The following is a 23,339-nucleotide window of genomic DNA, read 5'->3' on the forward strand; positions in this document are numbered from 1 at the left end:
CGGGTTCGGATCGGCGGATGAGCGACCAGAACGACCAGGATGCGGCAAAGGGCCGGCTTTCCCTCCGGCCCGGCGGCCGCCTGGAGCTGGGCAAGACGGTGGACGCTGGCAGCGTGCGCCAGTCCTTCAGCCATGGCCGCAGCAAGGTGGTGCAGGTGGAGGTGCTGAAGAAGCGCGCCCCCACCCCAACCGTGGCCCCGGCGAAGCCGGGTGCTTCCCCGGCGGCCGCAGCGCCGGCCGGCGCCCAGCCCAGCGGGCCTCGCCCCGCCGTGGGCGGGCCGCCGCGCCCGGGCAATGCCGCCCCGGCCGGCAAGCCGCCCGCCGCGGCCGGCCGCCCGCTGACGCAGGCGGAAGTCGCCATGCGCCAGCGCGTGCTGGAGGAGCAGCGCCGCGTCGAGGCGCAGCGCCAGCGGGAGGAGCGGGAGCGCCAGGCGCTCCAGCTGCGCTCCGCCGCCGAGGAAGCGGCCCGCCGCGCCGAGGAGGAGCGTCGCCGCGCCGAGGATGAGGAGCGCCTGGCCGCCGAGGAGGCGCGCCGCGCCGCCGAGGAAGCGCGCCGTGCGCCGCCGCCCGCCCCGGTCGAGGAAAGCGCCCCCGTGGCCGCCGCCCCCGCCGCCCCCACCCCGGCGCCGGCCCAGCCCGTGGCCCCGCCCCGCCCGCAGGCCCCGCCCGCGCCGATGGCGCGCCGGCCGGAACCCGCCGGCCCGGCGCCCCGCCGCGATGGCCCGCCGCCCCGCCAGGGCGATGGCCCGTCCCGCGATGCCGGCCCGCGCCCGGGCTTCGGCGCGCGCCCCGGCTATGGCGATCGGGCCGGCGGCCCGCCGCGCCCGATGGCGCCGCCGCTGCGCACCGGCCGCCCCGGCCCGGTGCCGAGCTCGATCGGCCCGCGCCGCCCGGCCGGCCCGCCCGGCGCGCCGCCCAACGTGGCCCCGAACGTGCCGCCGCCGGATGCGCCCGCCGCGAAGCTGACGCTGAAGGCCCGCGCGCCGCGGGAGGATGACGAGGATGCACGCCCCGTCCGCCGCCCCGGCATGGTGGGCCCGCCCGGCGCCAAGAAGCCGGTCGCGCCGCCGCCCAAGAAGACGCTGACGCCCTCCGACCGCCGCCGCGAAGGCCGCATCGACGTCAACGCCGCGATCGAGGGCGAGGATGAGCGCACGCGCTCCATCGCCTCCGTCCGCCGCGCGCGGGAGCGGGAGCGGCGGCAGCAGGAGCTGGCGCGCCTGCGCTCCGGCGCCGAGCGCGTGGTCCGCGACGTGGTGGTGCCGGAAACCATCACCGTGCAGGAACTGGCGAACCGCATGGCCGCCCGTGGCGGCGAGGTGGTGAAGGCCCTGTTCCGCATGGGCGTGATGGCGACGCTGACGCAGTCCATCGACGCCGACACGGCGGAGCTGATCGTCCAGGAATTCGGCCACCGCGTGAAGCGCGTGGCGGAAGGCGATGTCGAGATCGGCATCGAGGGCGACGAGGACACGGATGTCGACCTGGAGCCCCGCGCGCCGGTCGTCACCATCATGGGCCATGTCGACCACGGCAAGACCAGCCTGCTGGACGCGCTGCGCAAGGCGGACGTCGCCGCGCACGAGGCCGGCGGCATCACCCAGCACATCGGCGCCTACCAGGTGACGATCCCGTCGGGCGAGAAGGTCACCTTCATCGACACGCCGGGCCACGCGGCCTTCACCGCCATGCGCGCCCGCGGCGCCAGCGTGACCGACATGGTCGTGCTGGTCGTGGCGGCGGATGACGGCGTGATGCCGCAGACGATCGAGGCGATCAGCCACGCCAAGGCGGCGAACGTCCCGATCATCGTGGCCATCAACAAGATCGACAAGCCGGGCGTGCGCCCCGAACGCGTGAAGCAGGAACTGCTGCAGCACGAGATCGTGGTGGAAAGCCTGGGCGGCGAGACGCAGGAGATCGAGGTCTCCGCCACGCAGAAGCTGAACCTCGACAAGCTGCTCGAGGCCATCACGCTGCAGGCGGAAATCCTGGACCTGCGCGCCAATCCGGACCGCGCGGCGGAAGGCACGGTGATCGAAAGCCGCCTCGACCGCGGGCGCGGCCCCGTCGCGACGGTGCTGGTCCAGAAGGGCACGCTGCGGACGGGCGACATCGTCGTGGCCGGCGCCGAATGGGGCCGGGTGCGCGCGATGCTGGACGACAAGGCGCGCCAGCTGAAGGAAGCCGGCCCGTCCCTGCCGGTCGAGATCCTGGGCCTGTCGGGCGTTCCCACCGCCGGCGAGAACTTCGTCGCGGTGAAGGACGAGACGCAGGCGCGCGAGATCTCCGAATTCCGCACGCGCAAGCTGCGGGAGAAGCAGGTGGCGGCGATCAGCGCCGGCCGCGGCAGCCTGACCGACATGCTGGCGCGCATCCAGGCGGGCCAGCAGAAGGAAGTGGCCGTCGTCTGCAAGGCGGATGTGCAGGGCAGCGCGGAAGCCATCGGCGTCACGCTCGGCAAGCTGGGCAACGACGAGGTGCGGGTCCGTGTCCTGCACAGCGCCGTCGGCCAGATCACCGAAAGCGACATCCAGCTGGCCAAGGCGTCCAACGCCGTCATCGTCGCCTTCAACGTCCGCGCCACCACCCAGGCGCGGGAACTGGCGCAGCGCGACGGCGTGGAGATCCGCTACTACTCCATCATCTACGAGGTGGCGGACGACATCGAGGAGCTGGTGCGCGGCAAGCTGGCGCCGGTGCAGCGGGAGAAGTTCCTGGGCTACGCCCAGATCCTGCAGGTCTTCGAGGTCAAGCGCATCGGCAACGTGGCGGGCTGCCGCATCACCGAAGGCGTGGTCAAGCGCGGCTGCGGCGTCCGCCTGCTGCGCGACGGCACCGTCATCCACCAGGGCGAGCTCAGCACGCTGCGCCGCTTCAAGGATGACGTGAAGGAAGTGACCAACGGCTACGAATGCGGCATGTCCTTCGCCAACTACAACGACATCCGCGTCGGCGACCAGATCGAGTGCTACGAGACCGAGACGGTCGCCGGCACGCTCTGACGCCACAGGCCTGGGCCATCAGGGGGGCGCGGCGGACACGCCGCGCCCCTTTGCTTTGCCCGTTCGATTGTTGAGGAACACCAGCATGGCCCGCCGAACCGGGAATGCGACCACCACGGACAAGGACCGCGGCGCCGGGCGCCGCGACGCCAGGCCCGCCACGAAGCGCGACGCGCCGCAGGGCCCGTCCCAGCGCCAGCTCCGCGTGGCGGAGGAGGTGCGCCACGCGCTCTCCGCCATTTTCGCGCGGGAGGAATTCCGCGACCCCGACCTGGCCGGGCTGCACGTGACCGTGACGGAGGTCCGCGCCTCCCCGGACCTGCGGCACATGACGGCCTTCGTCAGCGGGCTGGGGAAGGACCTGACGGCCGCGCAGCATGCCGGGCTGAAGCGGGTGGCGCCCTACCTGCGGACGCTGGTCAGCAAGGCGGTGCGGCTGCGCTTCGCGCCGGAACTGCATTTCCAGCCCGACACCGCGCTCGACTACGCCATGCACATCAACAAGGTCATGCAGCGGCCGGAAGTGCAGCAGGACCTGGCGCCGAAGCCCGCCACCAAGGACGAAGACGAATCGTGAGCCCGCCCAACCGCCACCGTCCCCCCAAGAAGCCGAAGGGCCGCGCGCTCGATGGCTGGCTGATCGTGGACAAGCCGTCGGGCATCGGCTCCACGGATGTGGTCAACAAGGTGAAGCGCGCCTTCCAGGCGCAGAAGGCGGGCCATGGCGGCACGCTGGACCCGCTGGCCACCGGCCTGCTGCCCGTCGCCTTCGGCGCCGCGACCAAGACCGTGCCCTACGTCATGGACGGCACCAAGAGCTACCACTTCACGCTGCGGTTCGGGGAGGCGCGGGACACCGACGATGCCGATGGCAAGGTGACCGCCACCAGCGACATCCGCCCCACGGATGCCGAGATCGAGGCCGTGCTGCCCCGCTTCCGCGGCGACATCATGCAGGTTCCCCCCGCCTATTCCGCCATCAAGATCGGCGGCGAGCGCGCCTATGACCTGGCGCGCGAGGGCCAGGCGGTGGAGATCGCGCCCCGCCCCGCGCGGATCGACCGCTTCGACCTGATCGCGCGGCCGGACATCGACACCGCCATCTTCCATGTCGAAAGCGGCAAGGGCGTCTATATGCGCTCCCTCGCGCGCGATGTGGCGAAGGCGGTGGGCTCCGTCGGCCACATCACCGCGCTACGCCGCCTGCGCGTGGGACCCTTCCGGGAATCGCATGCGATTTCCCTGGACAGCCTGCTCGGAACCGGCGATACGCCGTCCCCTTCCCCGGACCTTCTTCTTCCCGTGACGACCGCGCTGGCCGACATCCCGGCACTGGCCGTCAATGGAGAGGAGGCCACCCGCCTCATGCAGGGCCAGGCCATCAGCCTGGTGGACCTCATGGGCAGGATTCCCCGCGACGCGGACCCCGAAGGGGGCCTGCTGCGCGCGATGGCGGGGGAGCGTCTCCTCGGCCTGTGCCGGCTGGATGGCGGTTGGATGCAGCCCGAGCGGCTGATCCAGCTCGGCCATCCCGACGGCCCTTGGATCCAGGTCAGGGACGAGGCTTAACCCGCACCTGGAAGGATCGATGATGTCGACCATGACGGCAGAGGCCCGCGCGGCCCTGATCAAGGAATACGCCACCAAGCCGGGCGACACCGGCAGCCCGGAGGTCCAGGTCGCCCTGATCTCCGCGCGCGTCGCCATGCTGACGGAGCACCTGAAGGCCCACCCGAAGGACTTCCACAGCCGGCGCGGCCTGCTGGTGCTGGTCGGCCAGCGCCGCGGCCTGCTGGACTACGTGAAGAAGAAGGACGTGAAGCGCTACGAGAGCCTGATCGGGCGCCTCGGCCTGCGCCGCTGAGTCGTGCCGTAAGGCGCGCGAACAGCAATTTCCGCCGCGAGGCGGGCATGAAGAAGGCCCCGGGAGGGAACTCCCGGGGCCTTTTTCGTGGGCGGGAGCCGGGGAAGGCGCTGCCTTCCCCGGACCCCATCCGCCAGGCCCGAGACGGGCCTGGACCGTCGTCAGGTCAGACGCGGTCCTTGCCGTCCACGGCGTCACGCGCCGCGTCCTTGGCACCACCGACGGCGCTCTGCGCCTTGCCCTTCGCCTTGTCGGCCATGCCCTCGGCCTGCAGCTTCGCGTCGCCGGTCAGCTCACCGACGCCCTGCTTGATGCTGCCCTTCACCTGGTTGCCGGCGCCGGCGATACGGTCCTTGTCCATGGTCGCGTTCTCCTCTTGCCCGGCCACGATGGCCGGTTCGAGGGCAAAAACGCGCGTTCAAGCGGGGGGTTCCCCCGTTACACTTCAACCACTTGGCGGAAGTCCGGCGATGGCGGCATCAACCGCATCGCCGAAGCGGGCCACGATCGCCTCGATATCCGCGGCATTCGCGATGTAGGGGGGCGAGAGGATGACATGGTCGCCGCGCTTGCCGTCGATCGTGCCGGCCATGGGGTAGCAGGCCAGGCCCCGCTCATAGGCCTCCCGCTTGATGCGCTCGTTGAGCTTGAGCGCGGGGTCGAAGACCGCCTTGCTGGCGCGGTCGGCGACGAACTCCGCGCACCAGAACAGCCCGCGGCCGCGGATGTCGCCGACATGGCGATGGTTGCCGAGCCGCTCCACCAGGCGCTGTTCCAGCAGCGCGCCCATGGCGCGGACGTTGTCGAGCAGCCCCTCCTCCCGGATCACCTGCTGCACGGCCAGCGCGGCGGCGCTGGCGATCGGATGCGCCTGGTAGGTATGGCCATGCATGAAGCCGCCGGAGCCATCCCGCAGCGCCTCGATGATCCGGCCGCCGATCATGATGCCGCCGATCGGCTGGTAGCCCCCGCCGAGACCCTTGGCGACGACCTGGATATCGGGGGGCACGCCCTCCTGCTCCCACGCATGCATGGTGCCGGTGCGGCCCATGCCGGACATCACCTCGTCCAGGATGAGCAGCGCGCCGTGGCGGTCGCAGATGGCGCGGACGGCCTGGAAATAGCCGGGGAGTGCGGCGACGCAGCCGAGCGTCGCGCCCACCACAGGCTCCGCAATGAAGGCCGCGACGGTATCGGGGCCGAGCGCCTGGAACTCCGCCTCCAGCTCCGCCGCCAGGCGCGCGACGTAGTCGGCATCCGATTCATCCGCCGCCCGGTCGCGATAGGCGTAGCAGGGCGAGACGTGGTGGAAGGCGTCCGACAGGATCGGCTGGTAGATGGCGCGCCGCATCATGTTCCCGCCGGCGGCCAGCGCGCCGAGGGTATTGCCGTGGTAGCTCTGCCGCCGCGCGATGAATTTTCGGCGGTTTGGCTGGCCGATCTCGACGAAGTATTGCCGCGCCAGTTTCAGCGCGGCCTCCACGCCCTCGGAGCCGGAGGAGCAGAGATACAGGTGGGTCAGCCCGCCCGGCTCGCCCTCCAGCACCAGGTCGGCGAGTTGTTCAGCGGGCTCGCAGGAATAGAGCGCGGTGTGCGCGTAGCTGAGGCGATCCATCTGCGCGCGCATCGCCTCCAGCACGCGGGGATGGCCATGGCCGAGGCAGGCGACGGCGGCGCCGCCGGAGCCGTCGATGACCGCCTTGCCGTTGGAATCGTGGATGAACATGCCCTGCCCCGTCAGGGCCAGCGGCGGATCGACGCGCAGGTTGCGCTGGAGAAGGCGGGAACGCATGGCGTGATCAGTCTCCAACGAGCGCGATGCAGGAGAAGGCGACGCGCGCCTCGGTCGGCACGCCGAAGCGGGCCGTGTGGCGGGCGGGCAGGCCGTTCGGGAAGTGCTTCACGTATTCGGCGTTGAGTGCGGCGTAGTCGGCGGGATCGGTGATCAGCATCGTCACCTGCACCACGCGCTCCAGGCTCGACCCGGCCTCCGCCAGGATGCGCGCCACCTCGGCCAGCGCGTTCCGCACCTCCTCCGCCGGCGTCGCGCCGCGATGCACCCCGCGGGCGGGGTCATGCGGCGCGGAATGGCCGGAGACGAAGACGAGGCCGCCGGCGCGCGCGGCGCGGCTGAAGGGGCGGGCGCTGCCGGGTTCGGGCTGGTCGATGAAGGAGATCATGCCGGGGCATCCTGGCGCGATCGAGCGGCCTCGTCACGCCTTGGCCCATCGAGCGCCACGAGCAGCGCGGCCTCGGCCGCCGCGGCATCGGGCAGGGCGCGCAGGACCAGCCTGGCGGGATGGCCCTCCGCATCCCGGTCGCGCATGTGCCTCACCGCGAGGCTGCCGGTCCCGGCCAGCGGCCAGGTCCGCTCGATGCTCTCGATCGCCGCCAGCGGCCAGGTCGTCCTGATGCTGCGGGCCGGGCGGCGATCCAGCACGATGACGCGCTCCGTCGTGACGCCATAGGCGGTGAAGGACGCCCGGCGCCAGGCGAGGCCCGGCGCCACCAGGAGGAAGGCGCCGTAGCCGATCGCGATGGGATCGTTGAACTGGTCGTGCAACACCGCGACGAAGACCGGTGAGAAGAAGAACAGGATCAGCACCGAGGGCACGAGCGTGGCCCAGGCATAGCGCGCCCGGTCGGGTTGCGCGGCCCAGAGCAGTGCCTCGCCAGGCCGGAGCGTCGGGGCGAAGAGCGCCTGCAAATCCGGCGCCGGCCCTGCTGCGCCCCGCATCGTCGGCCGGGGCGCCGCCACCAGCGCATGGACCGCGGCCTGCGCGGCAACGTCGTCCTGGATGGCGAAGAACCGGACCAGCGCCCCGCCGGCGCCGTCCCGCTGTCCCGCCGGTGCGCGGCGCAGGATATCGAGCTGCCCTGCCGCCTCCGCACCGCGCTTGTCGGCCCGCTCCGTCCCCCAGATGCGCGCGGGCAGATAGCTGTGCAGGCTGCCGATGACCGGCAGCCGCATCAGTTCCAGCACCCGGCGGTCCGTGACCGCATAGGTCGTGCGACGGAAAACCATCATCAGGACCGGGAGCGCGCAGCTCATCGCGATGCCGACGACGAGGAAGAGGATCCATGCCGCAAGCCGCGTCGCCGGGTCGTCGATCGGGACATTGTTGATGAAGATGGCGCGGTCCGTGGGCGCCCGCGCGACCAGCACGGTCCAGAGAATGCCGAACAGCGACAGGCCGATGCCCCAGCCCATCCCCTCCGTGGCGGCCGGGCGACCATGCCAGCGGATCTCCTCCCCCGGCAGCAACGCCTGGCGGAGCGCGGCCGGTGGCTCCGTCACGGCGCCACCAGCATCCCCACCACGGCCCCCGTCATGCAACAGGCGATGAAGCCCGCCACCAGCGCGGGCAGCCCCAGCCGCACGATATCCGCGCGGCGTTCCGGCACCATCGCCGTCATGCCCCCCAGCATGATCCCCACGGAGCCGAAGCTGGTGAAGCCGCAGAGCGCATATGTCAGGATCAGGCGCGACCGGGCATCCAGCCCCTGCCCGCCACTCGTCGCGAGCTGGAGGTAGGAGACGAACTCGTTCACGACGACCTTGATGCCGAGCGACTGCGCGACGGTCGGGACGTGTTCCAGCGGCACGCCCATGGCGAAGGCGATGGGCCAGAACAGCCAGCCGGCGATCACCTGCAGGGTCAGCCCCGTGATGGGCTCCACCACCATGTTCACCAGCGCCACCAGCGCCACGAAGACGATCAGCATGGCCATGATGCCGAACAGCAATTGCAGCCCGTCCATCGTGCCGCGGACCACCGCCTCCATCGCGCTGTCGTAGAGGCGGGGCGCATCGGCGGCCTCGGCCTCGTCCGGCACCTCCCCCGGCCTTGGCGGGATCATCAGCAGGGCGGCCACGATGGATGCCGGCGCGGCCACCAGGGACGCCACCAGCAACTGCCCCGCCGCATCCGGCACCACGGGCGCGATCATCAGCGCATAGACCACCAGCATGTTGCCGCTGATGGTGGCGAGCCCCGCCGTCATCACCACGAACATCTCGCTGGTCGTCAGCCGCGCCAGCCAGGGGCGGATGAGCAGTGGCGCCTCCACCATGCCGACGAAGACATTGGCGGCGACGGAAAAGCCGGTGGCGCCGCCGATGCCGAGCGTGCGCGTCAGCACCCGCGCCATGCCCGCCACCACCACCGGCAGGATGCGCCAGTGGTAGAACAGGGCGGAGAGCGCGCCGACCACCAGCACCAGCGGCAGGCCCTGGAAGAACAGGATGAAGCCGGCGCCGGGAAAGGGTTCCGCGAAGGGCAGCGGCCCGCCGCCGAGATAGCCGAAAACGAGGCTCGTGCCCTGCCGCGTCGCCGCCGCCAGCGCATCGACGACGCGGCCGAGCAGTGCGAAGGCCTCGCGCAGCGGCGGGATGTGCAGCAACGCGGCCGCCAGCACGATCTGCAAGCCAAGGCCTGCCAGGACCACGCGCCAGGGCACGCCGCGCCGGCAACCACCGAGCACCCAGGCCAGCAGCGCCAGCGCGAGCAATCCCACGCCTGATTGGAACTGGAGAAAGCTCATTCGGCGGCCCTTCGGCTGGTGTCGTCGGGGATGTCGAGGGCGCGGATGGCGTCACCGCGGCGCGCGATCTTCTCCGCCGTCACCTCGATGTCGCGCATGTCCTGCGCCATGGCGGCGTAGTGGCCGCGCAGCGCGCCGACGCGGCGCTCCAGCCGCGCCGTCTCCTCCGCCAGCGCCTCCACCTGCTGGCGGATGCGCCGCGCCTCATCCTGCAGCCGCGCGTCGCGCAGCAGGCCGCGCATGGTGTTGAGCACGGCCCAGAAGCTGGAAGGGCCCACGATGTGCACGCCGCGCCGCGCGGCCTCCGCGAAGAGGTCGCCGTGGTTGGCCAGCAGCGCGGCGTGGATCGCCTCCGAGGGCAGGAACATCAGCGCGCCCTCCGCCGTCTCCCCGGGGATCAGGTACTTTTTCGAGATATCATCGACGTGGCGGCGGATGTCGGTGGCGAAACGCCGGGATGCGAGGTTGCGGGCGGGGGCGTCCGGCGCCTCCTGCATCGCGGCCCAGGCCTCGAGGGGAAACTTGCTGTCCACCGCGATGGGCCCCGGCGGGAAGGGCAGGCGGATCAGGCAGTCGCAGCGCGTGCCGTTGGACAGGGTGTGCTGCCAGGCGAAGCCGGAAGGCGGCAGCCGGTCCTGCACCAGGTCCCGCAGCTGCACCTCCCCCAGCGCGCCGCGCGCCTGCTTGTTGCCGAGCACGGCGGCGAGGGAGGTGACCTGGCCGCCCAGCGCCTCGATGTTCTGGCGCGCGCTGTCGATGACGGAAAGGCGCTGCTGGATGGCACTCGCCGTCGCCTGGGTCCGTTCGGCGGCGACGTCGAGCCGCTGGCCCAGCGCCCTCTCCTGCTCCCGCAGCCTTTCGTCGGTGCGGGCGGCGAGCCGTTCCTGGGCAGCGGTGATGGCATCCAGCGTGGATGCGATGCGGTCCATGCGTTCGGCGGCGCGCCCGCGCAGCGCCAGCATCAGCAGCAGCACCGCGAGGGCCGCGATGCCGGCGATCAGCGCGATGGGCAGCCAGTCCGGCACCGGAATCCCCCGATTCGTCGGGGCGAGTGTCGCACGGCGCCTAGGCCGGCGCGAAAGCCCCTTCGGCGTCCATCAGCACCAGCCGCCCCGTGGCGACGCCGAAATGCGCGCCATGCAGCGTGAGGGTGCCCGCCGCCACCGCCGCCGCCACCCAGGGGAAGGTCATGAGGTTGGCGATGGAGATGCGCACCGCCTCATGCTCGCAGGCTTCCTGCGCGGCTTCCGGCGTGTCGCAGCTGAGGCCCGCTTCCCGCGCGCGGGCGGCGATGTTGATCCAGCCCGCGATGAAGTCCCCGGCCTCCGGCGGCACGCCCTCCCGCAGCGCGCGGATGCCGCCGCACAGCGCGTGGCCCATCACCACCAGGTCCCGCACGCCCAGCACGCGCACGGCGAATTCCACCGCCGCGCTGGTGCCGTGGAAGGCGGCGTCCGGCATGTAGGGCGGCACCAGGTTCGCGACGTTGCGGACGATGAACAGCTCCCCCGGCGCGGCCGCGAAGATCATCTGCGGGTCCACGCGGCTGTCGGAGCAGGCGATGATCATCGTGCGCGGGCGCTGGCCCTGCGCGGCCAGGGCTTCGAAGCGCGCGCGCTGCTGGGGCCAGGTGTCCTCCCGGAATCGCCGGTAGCCGTCGAGGAGGCGCTGCATCGGCACGGGGCCCCGTTCAGAAGTGGTCGGCGCGCAGGATGGTGCAGTCGGTGATGCTGACGATGGCGGGGCGCGCGCCCAGCAATTCGTCACTGGCGTCCAGCACGCGCGCCGTCACCGCCTCGCTGGCGATGCAGAGGATGACGACGTTGTCGAGCACGCCGGACAGGTCGCCGCCAAGCCGCACGCCCCGCCGCCCGCGGCCGGACAGCACGGGCAGAATGGTCCAGCCCGTGGCGCCGAGACGGTCGAGCAGGGCGGTGACATCGTCAGCGCGGACGCGCTCCACGACGATCTCGATGCGCTTGCGGTGATGCATGGTCAGCCCCCGGCCAGTTTCACCCAGAGCGGGATTCCCACCAGGATGTTGAAGGGAAAGGACACGGCGACGGAGAGGGTGACATAGACGCCCGCATCGGCGCGCGGCAAGGCCAGGCGCATGGCGGCCGGCACCGCGATGTAGCTGGCGGAACCGGACAGCACCGCCATCAGCGCGACACCGCCGGTCGACAGGCCGATGGCCTGCGCGCCCAGCAGCCCCGCCGTGCCACCGACCAGCGGCATCGCCATGCCGAAGGCGACGAGCCCCGGGGACAGGCCCCCGCCTCCGGCACGAAGCTGGCGCACCGCCATCAGCCCCATCTCCAGCAGGAACAGGCAGAGCGCGCCGGGGAACAGGGCCTCGGTGAAGGGGGCGAGTTGCTGGCGCCCGGGCGCGCCGGCGATGAAACCGATCAGGAAACTGCCGAGCAGCAGCACCACCGGCCCGTTCAGCAGCACCTCATGCGCCAGCTTGCCCGCGTTCAGGCGCGGCTGGCCGGGCCCGGCGCCCAGCCTTGCCAGCAGCAGCGCCGTCAGGATGGCCGGCGTTTCCATGGCGGCCAGGATGGCGGGCATGAAGCCTTCCGGCGCGACGCCGAGTGTCGCCAGCGTGCCGGCCGCGGCGGCGTAGGTGACGACGGAGACCGAGCCGTAATGGCCGGCGATGGCTGCCGCCGTCTCCCGTTCCAGCCGCAGGGCGCCGCGCAGGAACAGGAAGGCCGGCAGCGGCAGCAGGAAGGACAGCCCGATGCCGAGCGCGAGCGCCGCCCACAGCCCATCCGTCGCCCCGGGGCTGGCCAGTGCCGCGCCTCCCTTCAGGCCGATCGCGATCATCAGGTAGATGGAAAGGGCGCGGGCCAGTGCCTCCGGGATCGACAGGTCGGCGCGAAGCAGACCGGCGGCGAAGCCGAGGATGAAGAACATCACGGGCAGCGGAAGCAGGGAGAGGATGTCGGGCACGGGCGCCTTCCGGGGTGGTGGCGCCGGCCGGTGGATCGTCCGGCAGGCGGCCAGTCATGGGGTGCTGACAGCGTAACGGTGTGCGTTCGCGTCCGCGGGCGCGGCGTGCTTCACGTCATCGCCTTCAATGGCGGAAGTGGCGCATCCCCGTGAACACCATCGCGAGTCCAGCCTTGTCGGCGGCCGCGATCACCTCCGCATCCCGCATCGACCCGCCGGGCTGGATCACCGCCGTCGCGCCCGCCGCCGCCGCCGTCTCCAGCCCATCGGCGAAGGGGAAGAAGGCGTCGGAGGCGACGACGGAGCCCTGCGCCAGCGGCGCATCCAGCCCCGCCGCCTTGGCCGCCGCTTCCGACTTCCACGCCGCGATGCGGGAGGATTCGACGCGGTTCATCTGCCCCGCGCCGATGCCGACCGTCGCCAGGTCCTTGGCATAGACGATGGCGTTCGACTTCACATGCTTGCAGACGCGGAAGGCGAAGAGCAGGTCGCGCAGCTCCCGCGCGCTCGGCGCGCGCTGCGTCACGACGCGCAGCCCCGCTTCCGTCACGCGCCCATTGTCGCGGGACTGCGCCAGGAACCCGCCGGCCACCGACTTGATCAGGCGCCCGGGCGCGGCCGGGTCGGGCAGCCCTCCCGTCAGCAGCAGGCGAAGGTTCTTCTTGCGGGCGAAGACGGCCTTGGCGGCGTCATCCGCATCCGGCGCCACGACGACTTCCGTGAAGATGGCAGCGATCTTCTCGGCGGCGGCGGCATCCAGCGCGCGGTTGGCGGCGACGATGCCGCCGAAGGCGGAGACGGGGTCGCAGAGCAGCGCGCGGTCCCAGGCCTCGGCCAGCGTCGCCGCCGTGGCCACGCCGCAGGGGTTGGCGTGCTTGACGATGACGATGCTGGGCTCGTCGAATTCGGCGACGCATTCGAAGGCGGCGTCGGTGTCGTTCAGGTTGTTGTAGGACAGCTCCTTGCCCTGCACCTGGCGTGCGGTGGCCAGGCCCGGGCGGTCCGTGCCATCGGTGTAGAAGGCCGCCTGCTGGTGCGGGTTCTCCCCGTAGCGCAGCCCCTGGCGCAGGATGCCGGCGGTGGCCAGGCGCTGCGGGAAGACGTCCCTGTTCTCGCCCGCGAACCAGGTGCTGATCGCGGTGTCATAGGCCGCGGTGCGGGCATAGGCGGCCTGGGCGAGGCGCCGGCGCAGCGCGAGCGTCGTGCCGCCTTCCTCCAATTCGACGCGAACCTCGGCCAACTGGTCGGGTTCGGTGATGACGACAACAGAGGAAAAATTCTTGGCGGCGCTGCGGATCATGGCGGGGCCGCCGATGTCGATGTTCTCGATGCAATCCTCGAACTCGGCGCCCTTCGCGACCGTCGCCTCGAAGGGGTAGAGGTTCACGGCGACGAGGTCGATCGGCGCGATGCCATGCGCTTCCATCTGCGCCAGGTGGTCCGTCAGGTCACGGCGCCCGAGCAGCCCGCCATGGACCTGCGGCACCAGCGTCTTCACCCGCCCGTCCAGGATCTCGGGGAAGCCGGTATGCTCCGACACGTCCTTCACCGGGATCCCCGCCGCGCGGATGGCGCTGGCGGTGCCGCCGGTGGAGAGGATCTCGGCGCCCTGGGCGACGAGGAAGCGGGCGAATTCCACGATGCCCGTCTTGTCGGAGACGGAGAGCAGGGCGCGGCGGACGGGGAGGGTCTGGCTCATGCGGCGCGGCATAGACCCCTCCCCCCGGGGCATCAACCGCGTTGCGTGCCTTCCAGCAATGCAATGGTGCGGGAGACGACCTTCGCCTCGTCGAAGCGGTCCAGCGCCCGGGCGCGCCCGGCCTCCCCCATCGCGGCGCGCAGCGCGGGATCGGCGGCGAGGCGCGAGAGGGCGGCGGCCAGCGGTTCGACGGTGGCGGGCGGCACCAGCAGGCCGGTCTCCTCCGCCGCCACCTGCTCCCGCGGGCCGCGGATATCGGTCGCGACCACCGGCAGGCCGGTCAGCATGGCCTCGATGATGGACATGGGCAGGCCCTCGAAATGGGAGGGCAGGCAGAAGAGGTCGGCGGCGGCCATCAGCGCCGGGATGTCGTGGCGGTAGCCGAGGCGCCTGAGCCGCGGGCCGAGGGCTTCGGCGGCGCGGGCGAAATGCGGCTCCAGATCCTCCCCATGGTCGGAGGGCAGGCGTTCGCCGACGACCCAGAGCAGGCAATTCCCCGGCGTGGCCGGCATGGCCGCCAGCAGCTCCGGAAAACCCTTGTGGCGGACGAGGCGGGAGACGGCGATGACGACGCAATCATCGTCGCCGGCACCCAGCTCCGCCCGCAGCCGCGCCCGCGCTTCCGCGTCCGGCCGGAAGCGCGCGGGGTCGCGGCCGTTCAGCACGGCCGTCGCGCGGGGGTGGATGCCGAGCCGCCGGGCATCCTCCGCCTCCTCCGCGCTGACGGTGAGGAAGGTATCGGTGATGCGGCCGGCGGCGCGTTCCAGCGCCAGCGCCAGGCCGCCGCGCCACCAGGGGCCGGGCTGGTTGAACAGGAAGCCGTGGCAGGTATAGGCGATGCGCGGCACGCCGGTGAGGCGCGCGGCCGCGCGCGCCAGCAACCCGCTGATCGGCATATGGGCGTGCACCAGGTCCGGCTTCTCCGCCCGCATCAGCGAAACGAGCGCCCGCAGCGCCCGCGCCTGCGCCACCGGGTTCAGGCTGCGCGCCATGGGGACCGGGGCGATGCGGAACCCCTCGGCGCGGGGCAGGTCGAGCAGCGGGCCCTCCGCGCAGACGCCCACCACCTCATGGCCGCGGTCGCGCAGGCCGCGCATCAGCGGCAGCAGGAAGTGCCGCAGCGAGAAATCGACGTTGGTGACTTCGAGGATCTTCATGGGTGTGCCGACACCGCACGCCGGGAAAGCCCTCTCCACCCCTGCGGGCGGAGAGGGCGCAGGGCGTACCGCACCCCTACTCCTCCGCCGCCTCCACCGCGCCCGGCGCGCTCATGCTCGCGCGCACGATCGCCCATTGCAGGCTGTTCGCGCCCGGCTCGGCATAGAGCGCCACCTGCTGGCTGCGCCGCGGCTCCGCGGCCAGGTAGATGCTCTCCTCGATCGCGACGCGGGCCCCCTTCACCCGCAGCCGCCAGCCGACGCCGGAGGGAAGGCGCAGCAGCACCCCCTGCTCATCCTGCTGCAGGCTCGCCACCACGGCGGGGTGCAGGTGGAAGCGCACGGCGAAGCCGGGGATGGCGACGTCGCGCTCGGCCTCCAGCACATCCTCCCCGCGCAGGTCGTCGCCGGATTCCGAGAGATAGAGGCGCCGGCGGTGCCGCAGGCCGAACTGGCGCACCCAGCCATCATGGCTCGCCTCCAGCCACTGCGCGCCATTCGCCTCCTGCCGGTCGGCCTCCACCTGCTCCACGCGCCGGCCGAGACCCTCGGGCTTCAGCTCGCTGGAATTGGTATCGGCCAGCACCAGGGTGGAATGGGCGGCGGTGGCGCGCAGCGCGTCGCGCCATTCGCCCTCCGCCGCCGGGGCGGCGCCGCAATTGACGATCAGGCGGTCGCGGCCGACCGACATCTCGAAGGCCAGCGTCCCGGCATGGGCGTTGCGGTCGGCGCCGCGCGGCAGCCCGCCCGGCGCCGCATCCCGCCGCGCGGCGGGCGGCGCGCCGCAATCGGCGATCACCAGCGTCCGGCTGGCCGAAAGGCGCTGGAAGCCCGTCTCCGGCAGGTGGGTCGGCGCCCGGCCGCGGGACTGGCCCTGGGTCAGCACCAGGTCGATGATCGCGGCCTGTTCGTCCCGCGTCCCGTTGAACAGGGCGAGCCCGCCATCGGCATGCCGCAGCAGCCGCAGCGCCGGCGCCGCGCGATCCAGCGTGCCGGCCAGCTGGGGCGGCGCCTCGATCCCCGCGCCATGCAGCAGGTTGCGGATCTCGATCAGGTCCTGCAGCGCCAGCAGCTGCGCGCCGGGGCTGCGTTCCGCATGGCCGCCATCCGGGTTGAACTGGCGCTCCAGCTCCTGCGGCAGGAAGCGGACGCAGCGGGCGAGCCAGGTCTCCTCCTCCAGCGCCACGGCGGCCGCCATGCCGCCCTTCAGCGCCACCAGCGCGCCGCGATGCGCGGCCTCCGCCGGCAGGCCGGCCACCACGCCGCGGGCATCCTGGGCGAGCCGCTGCATCAGCTGCTTGCGGAACCCGTCCTCCGCCGTCGCGGCCAGGAAGTCCCAATGGCCGAGCCAGGCGGAGATGCGGGCGCCAGCCACTTCCGGCGCCTCGGCCAGCGCCTCATGGCTGGCCAGCGCCAGCCAGTCCGCCGTCAGCGCCCGGCCGCGCAGCCGCGCGGCATCGGTGCCCAGCGCGCGCAGGTCCCGCAGCCAGGCGAAGCCATGCGCCGCGCTGCGCCAGGCGGCGGAACCACCACCGCCGCCCCAGTCGCCGGGGCCGCCATCGGCCTCCTGCGGGCGCAGCGGCCGGACGGTGCCCTGCACCTCGAACTCCCCGCGCAGCAGCCGGGCGCCGCGGGCGGCATCGCCGGGCCAGAGGTCGCGGAAGGACCGTGCCGGGCCGTCCGGCACCTTGATCGGTTTCAGATTCGCCAGGATGCGGCGCGCGCCGCGAAGGACCCCCCCGATCATGGCGTCTCCCCTATCCCCGCAGGCCGGCGATGGCGGCGGCGTAGTCCGGCGCGCCGAAGACCGCGGTGCCGGCCACCAGCACATCGGCGCCGGCCGCGATGCAATCCTTCGCCGTCACGGCGGTCACGCCGCCATCCACCTGCAGCGCGATGTCGTGGCCGGCGGCATCGATCATGCCGCGCAGCGCCGCGATCTTGGCCAGCTGGCTGCGGATGAAGGACTGGCCGCCGAAGCCGGGGTTCACCGACATGACCAGCACCAGGTCCACCAGGTCGATCACCTCCGCCACCACGGCGACCGGCGTCGCGGGGTTCAGCACCACGCCAGCCTTCTTGCCGAGCGCCCGGATGGTCTGCAGCGAGCGGTGCAGATGCGGCCCGGCCTCGGGATGCAGGCTGATCAGGTCCGCGCCCGCTTCCGCGAAGGCGGCGAGGTAGGGATCCGCCGGCGCGATCATCAGGTGCACGTCGAAGGGCATGGCCGCGTGCTTGCGCAGCGCCTTCACCACCGAGGGCCCGAAGGAGATGTTGGGGACGAAATGACCGTCCATGATGTCGAGGTGGAGCCAATCGGCGCCGGCGGCCTCGATGGCGGCAACCTCCTCCCCCAGCCGCGCGAAATCGGCGGCGAGGAGGGAGGGCGCGATGCGGATGGGGCGTGAAGCGGGCATGACAGTCCCGCTTCTACCCGCCGCCGCCCCGCGGGGAAACCGGGCGGGGCCCCGCAAGCGCGGTCAAATCGGCAGGGCGGTGGTGCTTTTCACGCGTTCCATGGCGAAGCGGCCGGTCACTTTGCGCAGGGACGGCACCGCAGCAACGAAACGCCGGTAGAACGCATCATAGCCCGCCATGTCGGGCACCACGACGCGCAGCAGGTAGTCCACGTCGCCACCGAGCCGCCAGCACTCCACGATCTCCGGCAGGCTGTCCACGGCGGCGGCGAAGCGGGCGATCCAGTCGGCGGAATGGTCGCCGGTCTCCACCGAGACGAAGACCGAGATCGGCAGGCCCACCGCCGTCGCATCCACCAGCGCGACGCGGCCGGTGATGACGCCCGCTTCCTCCATCCGCTTGATGCGCTTCCAGCAGGGGGTGGGGGTCAGCCCCACTTCCTGCGCGATCTCCGCCAGCGAACGGGCGGCGTCCTGCATCAGCAGGCGGAGGATCTCACGGTCGATGCGGTCGAGTTCGGCGGCGGCCATGCCTTGGGGGTCCCGGGTGACGATGCCGGAACTTTAGAACAAATTTTTTCGCATCACGCCAGGGGGCGGGGAAATGAGAAGGATTTTCCGCCCCGACCCCTCAGAGCCGCCGGAATCGCGCGGCGAAGAACCCGTCCAGCCCGCCACGGTCGGCCCAGAGGTCGGGCCGCGTGCGCAGCGTGCCCCGGGCCGTGACCGCTTCCTCCAGCCCCGGCAGTTCCGCGGGCAGGATGGGGTCGGGCACCAGGCCGAGCGCCTCCGCCCGCGCCAGATGCGCCTCCCCCTCCTCCGGCTGGAGGGAACAGGTGGCGAGCACCATGCGCCCGCCCGGGCGCAGCAGGCGGATCGCCTGTTCCAGCAGCCGCGCCTGCGTCTCCGCCAGCGCGGTGATGTCCGCCTGGCGCTTCAGGTGGGGGATGTCGGGGTGGCGGCGGATGATGCCGGTGGCGGAGCAGGGGGCGTCCAGCAGCACGGCGTCGAAGCCCGCGCCATCGGGCTGCCAGGTCGCGGCATCCGTCTCCAGCACCACGGCGTCGAGCCCGAGGCGCGCCAGGTTCTCCCGCAGCCGGGCCGCGCGGCGGGGGTCGCGTTCCACCGCCGTCACGGCGGCCCCGGCGGCGGCGAGCTGCGCGGTCTTGCCGCCCGGCGCTGCGCAGAGATCCGCCACGCGTTCGCCGGGCTTCACGGCGAGCAGCTTCGCCGGCAGGGCAGCGGCCGCGTCCTGCACCCAGAACTTCCCTTCCGCCAGCCCGGGCAGGTCCGCCGCGCGGGTGCCGGCGGGCAGGCGCCAGCTGCCGGTGGGCAGCTCCACCGCCCCCTCCGGCGGCGCCACGCCCGGCTTCAGGGAGATGTCGAGCGGCGCGGGCACCTGGTGGGCGCGGGCGATGGCGCGCACCGCGGGGCCATAGGCGGCGTGCCAGGCGGACCAGAGCCAGGGCGGCGTGTCCAGCCGCTCCGCATCCAGCCCCTCCAGCGAACCCTCGGCCGCGACCTTGCGCAGCACGGCATTGACCAGGCCCGCGAAGGGGCGGGGCACCACCTCCACCGTCGCGGCGACGGCGGCATGGGCGGGGGTGCCGAGCAGCAGCAACTCCGCCGCCCCCATGCGCAGCGCGGCGCGCACCACGGGCGGCGGTTCCCGCCGCAGGAAGGGCTCCAGCACTGCGTCCAGGCTGCCGGCGCGGCGCAGCACGGCGGCGGCGATGCGATGGGCGGCGCCGCGGTCCCGCGCCTCCAGCGTGGAGGGCAGGGCGTCCAGCGCCTCCTCGATCGGGCGGCGGCGTTCGAAGACGGCGGCGAGCAGCGCGAGCGCCGCGTTGCGCGTCAGCACGCCCGGTGCCTGGCGGCCGGGGCTGGCGCGTTGCGGGCTTCGTTGCGGTACGGCAGTCGGGGGACGGGGGGGCATGAGCGGCGCTTTATGGCCCCCCGGCCCGCGCCGTGCTAGGGCCGCGCCATGCAAGCGCTGCGCGATTTCCTCGACAGGCTGCCGGAGACGCGCCGCCCGCTTCCCTGGCTCGCGCTCCTGTGCCTGCTGCTCTGGCTGCCCGGCTTCTTCGCCCTGCCGGCCGGGGACCGCGACGAAAGCCGCTTCGCCCAGGCCAGCCGGCAGATGGTGGAAAGCGGCGACTATGTCCGCATCCGCTTCGGCGAGGTCGAGCGCAACAAGAAGCCCGCCGGCATCCACTGGGCACAGGCGACCGCGGTGCATGTGGTGGAGGGGCTCCGGCTCGGCACGCGGGCCGATATCTGGGCCTATCGCATCCCCTCGCTGCTCGGCGCGCTGCTGGCGGTGCTGGCCACCGCGCATTTCGGGCGGTCGCTGGTCGGGCGGCGCGCGGCCTTCCTGGGCGCGGCCATGCTCGCCGGCTGCTTCGTCCTCGGCGTCGAGACGCATATCGCCAAGACGGATGCGGCGCTGCTCGGCACCATCGTCGTCGCCATGGGGCTGATGGGCCGGGCCTATCTGGCGCCGGGGCAGTTCACCGCGAAGCAGGCCGCCGGCTTCTGGCTGGTGCTGGGCGGCGCGGTGCTGCTGAAGGGGCCGATCGGGCCCGCCGTGCCGCTGCTGGCGGGCATCACCCTCTTCGCCGCCGACCGCGGCTGGCAGGGGGGCGCGCCCTGGCTGCGGGCGCTGCGGCCGGGCTGGGGCATCCCGCTGATGGTGCTGGCCGCCGCCCCCTGGTTCGTCGCCGTCACCATCGCGACGGACGGCCGCTTCCTGGCGGAGGCGCTGGGCGGCGACATGCTCTCCAAGGTCGGCGGCGCGGATGAGAACCACTGGGGCCCGCCCGGCTACTACTTCCTGAGCTTCGGCGTCGCGGCGTTTCCGGCCGCCTTCCTGGTGCTGCGGGCGGCGCCCGGCGCCTGGATGGACCGGCTGCAGCCCGCCACGCGCTTCCTCCTCGCCTGGGCCGTGCCGGTCTGGCTGATGTTCGAGGCGGTGACCACCAAGCTGCCGCACTACGCCATGCCGGCCTATCCGGCGCTGATGCTGCTGGCCGCGGCCTGGGCGCTGGACCCGCTGCGCCGCCAGCCGCCGCGCTGGCTGTCCGTCTTCTCCCTCGTCGTCGCCATCGCCGTGGCCTTCGGGCTGGCCGCCGTGGCGGTGGCGCTGCCGGTGCTGGCGGATGGCCGCGTCTCCCTGGTCGCGCTGCTCGCCCTGCCGGCGGCGGCGCTCTTCGCCGCCGGCGTCTTCCTGATGCTGCGGGATGGCGCGCCGGCGCGGGCCGCGCTGCTGGCGGTGCTGCTGGCGATCCCCCTCCAGGCCGTGGTGCTGGGCGGGGTGCTGCCGCGCATGACGGCCCCCTGGATCTCCCCCCGCCTGGCGGCGCTGGTGAACCAGGCGGCACCGGGCCTGCCGGATGAACGCTTCGGCATCGCCGGCTACCACGAGCCCAGCCTGATGTTCGCGCTGGGCTCCGAGATCCGCCTGCTGCGGGGCGGCGAGGAGGCGGCGCGCTTCCTGGCCGGGGAACCCGGGCGCCTCGCCGCCGTATCGGACCGGGAAGAAGCGCGCTTCCGGGCGGAGGCCGCGACGCTCGGCCTGGCGCTGCGGGAACGCGGGACGGTGGCGGGCTTCAACTATTCGCGCGGCCGCCGCGTGGCGATCGTGCTGTACGGAGTGGGTGGATGATCGAGTGGGTGACGAACACGGTGGCCGCCGGCGGCTGGCCCGGCGTGCTGTTCCTGATGTTCCTGGAGAACCTGTTCCCGCCCATCCCGTCGGAGGTGATCATGCCGCTGGCGGGCTTCGCCGCCGCCCGCGGGCAGATGTCCTTCACCCTCGCGCTCATCGCCGGGATCGTCGGCACGCTGCTGGGCAACGCCTTCTGGTATGAACTGTCGCGCGCCATCGGCGCCGACCGCATCCGCCCGCTGGTCGGCCGCTATGGCCGCTGGTTCGCGGTGGGGGAGGAGGATCTGCGCAAGGCGGAGCGGACGCTGGAGAAGTACGGCCCCTTCGCGCTGTCCTTCGGGCGGCTGCTGCCGGGCATCCGCACCGTGATCTCCATCCCCGCCGGGCTGATCCGCATCCCGCGCGGGATGTTCTATCTCTACACCACGCTCGGCAGCACGGTCTGGACCACCTTCCTGATCTGCGCGGGCTACTTCATGGAAGACCATTACGACCAGGTGGAGGGGTGGCTGGAGCCCTTCTCCTATGTCGTGGTCGCGGGGATCCTCGGCACCTATCTCTGGCACATCTGGTCCACGCGCATCCGCAAGCAGGGCTGAGCGTCAGCGCCGGACGGGCACCGGCACCGGCGCCAGGATCGGGGCCGGCGCGCGGTTGCCGCCGCGCGGGCCGCGCGGCTTCTCCGGCCGCTCCGCCAGCAGCATGGTCGCGGCGCCGATCTGCACGCTGCCGAAGGTGAGGCCCGCGAAGAACCACAGCGCCACCACGGGCCACCAATGCCCCGCGGCGTTCAGCAGGATGCCGCCGGCGCCGCCGGGGTTCGCCAGCACGAAGCCGGCCGTGAAGATGGCGGAGATGCCGAAGCCCACCAGGGCGTGGGAGAGCAGGAAGCGCACCAGGATCGGCAGGCGGTTCCAACCTGCGCGGCTCGGCATGGCCGGGGGCCCTCCGGGGGTTCGCCCCGGCCAACGAAGGATCAGCCCCATGGGTTCCGCCGCCCGCCGGGGTTCGACCAGGGGCCCGGCTGGGGGCCCGGGCGGGCGGGGCCGGACTGCGGCATCCGGCGGGGCGGCGGGGCCATGCCGCCACCCCCCGGCGGCGGGCCGATGCGCCCCGCCAGCGCCTGCAGCGCCGCCACCCGGTTCGCCGTGCTGGGATGGGTGGAGAAGAGCCCATCCATCCGAAGCCCCGAGAGCGGGTTGATGATGAAGACATGGGCGGAGGCGGGGTTGGCCTCCGCGGCCTCGTTCACCCGGCCTTCCTTGTAGGCCTCGAGCCGCATCAGCGCATTGGCCAGGCCCTCCGCATCGCCCGCGATCTCGGCGCCGACGCGGTCGGCCTCGTATTCCCGGGACCGGCTGATCGCCATCTGCACGATCATGGCGGCGATGGGCGCCAGCACCACCAGCAGGATGGCGCCGATCGGGCCGAAGGGGCTTTGCCGTCCCTCGCTGTTGCGGCTGCCGAAGAGGAAGCCGAACTGCGCCAGCATGCCGATGGCGCCCGCGATGGTGGCCGTGATGGTCATGATCAGCGTGTCGCGGTTGCGGATATGGGCGAGCTCATGCGCGATCACGCCCGCCACCTCCCGCTCCGGCATCAGGTCGAGCAGCCCGGTGTTCACCGCCACCGCCGCGCGGTCCGGGCTGCGGCCGGTGGCGAAGGCGTTGGGCTGGTCCTCATGGATCACGTAGAGGGCGGGCATGGGCAGGCCGGCGCGCGCGGCCAGCGCCTCCGTCATGGCAAACAGGCGCGGCGCATCGGCGGGGCCGATGGGCTGGGCATTGTGCATGCCGAGCACGACGCGGTCGCTGTTCCACCAGGCGAAGACGTTCATGCCGCAGGCCACCAGGAAGGCGATGACCATGCCCTGCTGGCCGCCGATGACGAAGCCGACGCCCACGAAGATCGCCGTCATCGCCGCCAGCAGCACGGCCGTCCGCACATATCCGCCCATGCGTCACCGATCCTTTCGTCTTTCGCCCGCGCCGCGCGTTCCAGGGGTCCGCATCAGCAGGAGGAGGTCCTAC

The 23,339-nt window shown here is 72.6% G+C and carries 23 protein-coding genes; 6 read left to right on the plus strand and 17 right to left on the minus strand.

The annotated features are described in order from the left end of the window. Positions 1-17 precede the first annotated feature (17 nt). The 4 genes from infB to rpsO all read left to right on the plus strand — a co-directional run bounded on the left by infB (position 18) and on the right by rpsO (position 4,869). Positions 18-3,005, plus strand: coding sequence for a translation initiation factor IF-2 (gene infB, locus JJI54_RS02100; RefSeq protein WP_203070469.1), 2,988 nt, complete (start codon positions 18-20; stop codon positions 3,003-3,005). An 85-nt stretch (positions 3,006-3,090) separates the two neighbouring features. Continuing rightward, on the plus strand, positions 3,091-3,582 hold the full coding sequence (rbfA, locus tag JJI54_RS02105) for a 30S ribosome-binding factor RbfA (RefSeq protein WP_203070470.1): 492 nt from the start codon (positions 3,091-3,093) through the stop codon (positions 3,580-3,582). Continuing rightward, on the plus strand, positions 3,579-4,574 hold the full coding sequence (gene truB / locus JJI54_RS02110) for a tRNA pseudouridine(55) synthase TruB (protein ID WP_203070471.1): 996 nt from the start codon (positions 3,579-3,581) through the stop codon (positions 4,572-4,574). Before rbfA ends, truB begins: the two co-directional genes overlap by 4 nt. A gap of 22 nt (positions 4,575-4,596) precedes the next feature. Next, positions 4,597-4,869 carry a 30S ribosomal protein S15 gene (gene rpsO / locus JJI54_RS02115; protein WP_203072292.1) on the plus strand — a complete coding sequence of 91 codons (273 nt, stop codon included), beginning with the start codon at positions 4,597-4,599 and terminating at the stop codon, positions 4,867-4,869. A 166-nt stretch (positions 4,870-5,035) separates the two neighbouring features. On the opposite strand, the gene JJI54_RS02120 is transcribed toward rpsO, so the two are convergent. The 15 genes from JJI54_RS02120 to JJI54_RS02190 all read right to left on the minus strand — a co-directional run bounded on the left by JJI54_RS02120 (position 5,036) and on the right by JJI54_RS02190 (position 19,578). Next, a complete protein-coding gene (locus JJI54_RS02120; protein ID WP_164694878.1) occupies positions 5,036-5,230 on the minus strand; it encodes a CsbD family protein in 195 nt (64 codons plus the stop codon). Between the two features lie 84 nt (positions 5,231-5,314). Further along, positions 5,315-6,661 (minus strand): aspartate aminotransferase family protein, encoded by a 1,347-nt coding sequence (locus JJI54_RS02125; protein WP_203070472.1) that lies wholly within the window; start codon positions 6,659-6,661, stop codon positions 5,315-5,317. A 7-nt stretch (positions 6,662-6,668) separates the two neighbouring features. Then, positions 6,669-7,049, minus strand: a complete 381-nt coding sequence (locus JJI54_RS02130) for a RidA family protein (protein ID WP_203070473.1) — start codon at positions 7,047-7,049, stop codon at positions 6,669-6,671. Then, positions 7,046-8,167, minus strand: a complete 1,122-nt coding sequence (locus JJI54_RS02135; RefSeq protein WP_203070474.1) for a hypothetical protein — start codon at positions 8,165-8,167, stop codon at positions 7,046-7,048. Before JJI54_RS02135 ends, JJI54_RS02130 begins: the two co-directional genes overlap by 4 nt. After that, complete coding sequence (locus JJI54_RS02140) at positions 8,164-9,414, minus strand: NupC/NupG family nucleoside CNT transporter (protein ID WP_203070475.1); 1,251 nt, start codon at positions 9,412-9,414, stop codon at positions 8,164-8,166. Before JJI54_RS02140 ends, JJI54_RS02135 begins: the two co-directional genes overlap by 4 nt. After that, positions 9,411-10,439, minus strand: coding sequence for a DNA recombination protein RmuC (locus JJI54_RS02145; protein ID WP_318987431.1), 1,029 nt, complete (start codon positions 10,437-10,439; stop codon positions 9,411-9,413). Before JJI54_RS02145 ends, JJI54_RS02140 begins: the two co-directional genes overlap by 4 nt. Before the next feature lie 40 nt (positions 10,440-10,479). Then, a complete protein-coding gene (locus JJI54_RS02150; protein ID WP_203070476.1) occupies positions 10,480-11,088 on the minus strand; it encodes a carbonic anhydrase in 609 nt (202 codons plus the stop codon). A 16-nt stretch (positions 11,089-11,104) separates the two neighbouring features. After that, positions 11,105-11,407, minus strand: coding sequence for a P-II family nitrogen regulator (locus JJI54_RS02155; RefSeq protein WP_203070478.1), 303 nt, complete (start codon positions 11,405-11,407; stop codon positions 11,105-11,107). Positions 11,408-11,409: 2 nt separating this feature from the next. Next, on the minus strand, positions 11,410-12,369 hold the full coding sequence (locus tag JJI54_RS02160; protein ID WP_318987432.1) for a sodium-dependent bicarbonate transport family permease: 960 nt from the start codon (positions 12,367-12,369) through the stop codon (positions 11,410-11,412). 124 nt (positions 12,370-12,493) lie between these two features. Next, positions 12,494-14,068: a bifunctional phosphoribosylaminoimidazolecarboxamide formyltransferase/IMP cyclohydrolase gene (gene purH, locus JJI54_RS02165; protein ID WP_203070480.1), complete on the minus strand. Its 1,575-nt coding sequence runs from the start codon at positions 14,066-14,068 to the stop codon at positions 12,494-12,496. Between the two features lie 32 nt (positions 14,069-14,100). Further along, positions 14,101-15,225, minus strand: a complete 1,125-nt coding sequence (locus JJI54_RS02170) for a glycosyltransferase family 4 protein (RefSeq protein WP_203070482.1) — start codon at positions 15,223-15,225, stop codon at positions 14,101-14,103. A gap of 76 nt (positions 15,226-15,301) precedes the next feature. After that, positions 15,302-16,972: a heparinase II/III family protein gene (locus tag JJI54_RS02175; protein WP_203070484.1), complete on the minus strand. Its 1,671-nt coding sequence runs from the start codon at positions 16,970-16,972 to the stop codon at positions 15,302-15,304. Positions 16,973-16,982: 10 nt separating this feature from the next. After that, entirely contained in the window at positions 16,983-17,642 is a 660-nt protein-coding gene (rpe, locus tag JJI54_RS02180; protein WP_203070486.1) for a ribulose-phosphate 3-epimerase, read from the minus strand. A gap of 63 nt (positions 17,643-17,705) precedes the next feature. After that, a complete protein-coding gene (locus tag JJI54_RS02185; protein ID WP_203070488.1) occupies positions 17,706-18,173 on the minus strand; it encodes an Lrp/AsnC family transcriptional regulator in 468 nt (155 codons plus the stop codon). Between the two features lie 100 nt (positions 18,174-18,273). Beyond that, complete coding sequence (locus tag JJI54_RS02190) at positions 18,274-19,578, minus strand: RsmB/NOP family class I SAM-dependent RNA methyltransferase (RefSeq protein ID WP_203070490.1); 1,305 nt, start codon at positions 19,576-19,578, stop codon at positions 18,274-18,276. A gap of 48 nt (positions 19,579-19,626) precedes the next feature. Here JJI54_RS02190 and JJI54_RS02195 point away from each other — a divergent pair, with 48 nt between their 5' ends. Beyond that, positions 19,627-21,306, plus strand: a complete 1,680-nt coding sequence (locus JJI54_RS02195) for an ArnT family glycosyltransferase (RefSeq protein ID WP_226381342.1) — start codon at positions 19,627-19,629, stop codon at positions 21,304-21,306. Next, positions 21,303-21,908 (plus strand): DedA family protein, encoded by a 606-nt coding sequence (locus JJI54_RS02200; protein WP_203070492.1) that lies wholly within the window; start codon positions 21,303-21,305, stop codon positions 21,906-21,908. The genes JJI54_RS02195 and JJI54_RS02200 overlap by 4 nt, the downstream gene beginning before the upstream one ends. Before the next feature lie 3 nt (positions 21,909-21,911). Here JJI54_RS02200 and JJI54_RS02205 read toward each other — a convergent pair whose 3' ends face one another. Then, positions 21,912-22,244: a hypothetical protein gene (locus tag JJI54_RS02205; protein WP_203070494.1), complete on the minus strand. Its 333-nt coding sequence runs from the start codon at positions 22,242-22,244 to the stop codon at positions 21,912-21,914. Positions 22,245-22,285: 41 nt separating this feature from the next. Beyond that, complete coding sequence (htpX, locus tag JJI54_RS02210; protein WP_203070496.1) at positions 22,286-23,266, minus strand: zinc metalloprotease HtpX; 981 nt, start codon at positions 23,264-23,266, stop codon at positions 22,286-22,288. Positions 23,267-23,339: the final 73 nt, after the last annotated feature.

The sequence above is a fragment of the Falsiroseomonas ponticola genome, assembly GCF_016805305.1.
GTDB classification, from domain to species: domain Bacteria; phylum Pseudomonadota; class Alphaproteobacteria; order Acetobacterales; family Acetobacteraceae; genus Falsiroseomonas; species Falsiroseomonas ponticola.

What these genes read in the sequence shown, in the direction of transcription:
- infB (WP_203070469.1), top strand. Translation starts at nt 18, where the DNA reads ATGAGCGACCAGAACGACCAGGATGCGGCAAAGGGCCGGCTTTCCCTC.
- rbfA (WP_203070470.1), top strand. Translation starts at nt 3,091, where the DNA reads ATGGCCCGCCGAACCGGGAATGCGACCACCACGGACAAGGACCGCGGC.
- rpsO (WP_203072292.1), top strand. Translation starts at nt 4,597, where the DNA reads ATGTCGACCATGACGGCAGAGGCCCGCGCGGCCCTGATCAAGGAATAC.
- JJI54_RS02120 (WP_164694878.1), bottom strand. Translation starts at nt 5,230, where the DNA reads ATGGACAAGGACCGTATCGCCGGCGCCGGCAACCAGGTGAAGGGCAGC.
- JJI54_RS02125 (WP_203070472.1), bottom strand. Translation starts at nt 6,661, where the DNA reads ATGCGTTCCCGCCTTCTCCAGCGCAACCTGCGCGTCGATCCGCCGCTG.
- JJI54_RS02130 (WP_203070473.1), bottom strand. Translation starts at nt 7,049, where the DNA reads ATGATCTCCTTCATCGACCAGCCCGAACCCGGCAGCGCCCGCCCCTTC.
- JJI54_RS02140 (WP_203070475.1), bottom strand. Translation starts at nt 9,414, where the DNA reads ATGAGCTTTCTCCAGTTCCAATCAGGCGTGGGATTGCTCGCGCTGGCG.
- JJI54_RS02150 (WP_203070476.1), bottom strand. Translation starts at nt 11,088, where the DNA reads ATGCAGCGCCTCCTCGACGGCTACCGGCGATTCCGGGAGGACACCTGG.
- JJI54_RS02155 (WP_203070478.1), bottom strand. Translation starts at nt 11,407, where the DNA reads ATGCATCACCGCAAGCGCATCGAGATCGTCGTGGAGCGCGTCCGCGCT.
- purH (WP_203070480.1), bottom strand. Translation starts at nt 14,068, where the DNA reads ATGAGCCAGACCCTCCCCGTCCGCCGCGCCCTGCTCTCCGTCTCCGAC.
- JJI54_RS02170 (WP_203070482.1), bottom strand. Translation starts at nt 15,225, where the DNA reads ATGAAGATCCTCGAAGTCACCAACGTCGATTTCTCGCTGCGGCACTTC.
- JJI54_RS02175 (WP_203070484.1), bottom strand. Translation starts at nt 16,972, where the DNA reads ATGATCGGGGGGGTCCTTCGCGGCGCGCGCCGCATCCTGGCGAATCTG.
- rpe (WP_203070486.1), bottom strand. Translation starts at nt 17,642, where the DNA reads ATGCCCGCTTCACGCCCCATCCGCATCGCGCCCTCCCTCCTCGCCGCC.
- JJI54_RS02185 (WP_203070488.1), bottom strand. Translation starts at nt 18,173, where the DNA reads ATGGCCGCCGCCGAACTCGACCGCATCGACCGTGAGATCCTCCGCCTG.
- JJI54_RS02190 (WP_203070490.1), bottom strand. Translation starts at nt 19,578, where the DNA reads ATGCCCCCCCGTCCCCCGACTGCCGTACCGCAACGAAGCCCGCAACGC.
- JJI54_RS02195 (WP_226381342.1), top strand. Translation starts at nt 19,627, where the DNA reads ATGCAAGCGCTGCGCGATTTCCTCGACAGGCTGCCGGAGACGCGCCGC.
- JJI54_RS02200 (WP_203070492.1), top strand. Translation starts at nt 21,303, where the DNA reads ATGATCGAGTGGGTGACGAACACGGTGGCCGCCGGCGGCTGGCCCGGC.
- JJI54_RS02205 (WP_203070494.1), bottom strand. Translation starts at nt 22,244, where the DNA reads ATGCCGAGCCGCGCAGGTTGGAACCGCCTGCCGATCCTGGTGCGCTTC.
- htpX (WP_203070496.1), bottom strand. Translation starts at nt 23,266, where the DNA reads ATGGGCGGATATGTGCGGACGGCCGTGCTGCTGGCGGCGATGACGGCG.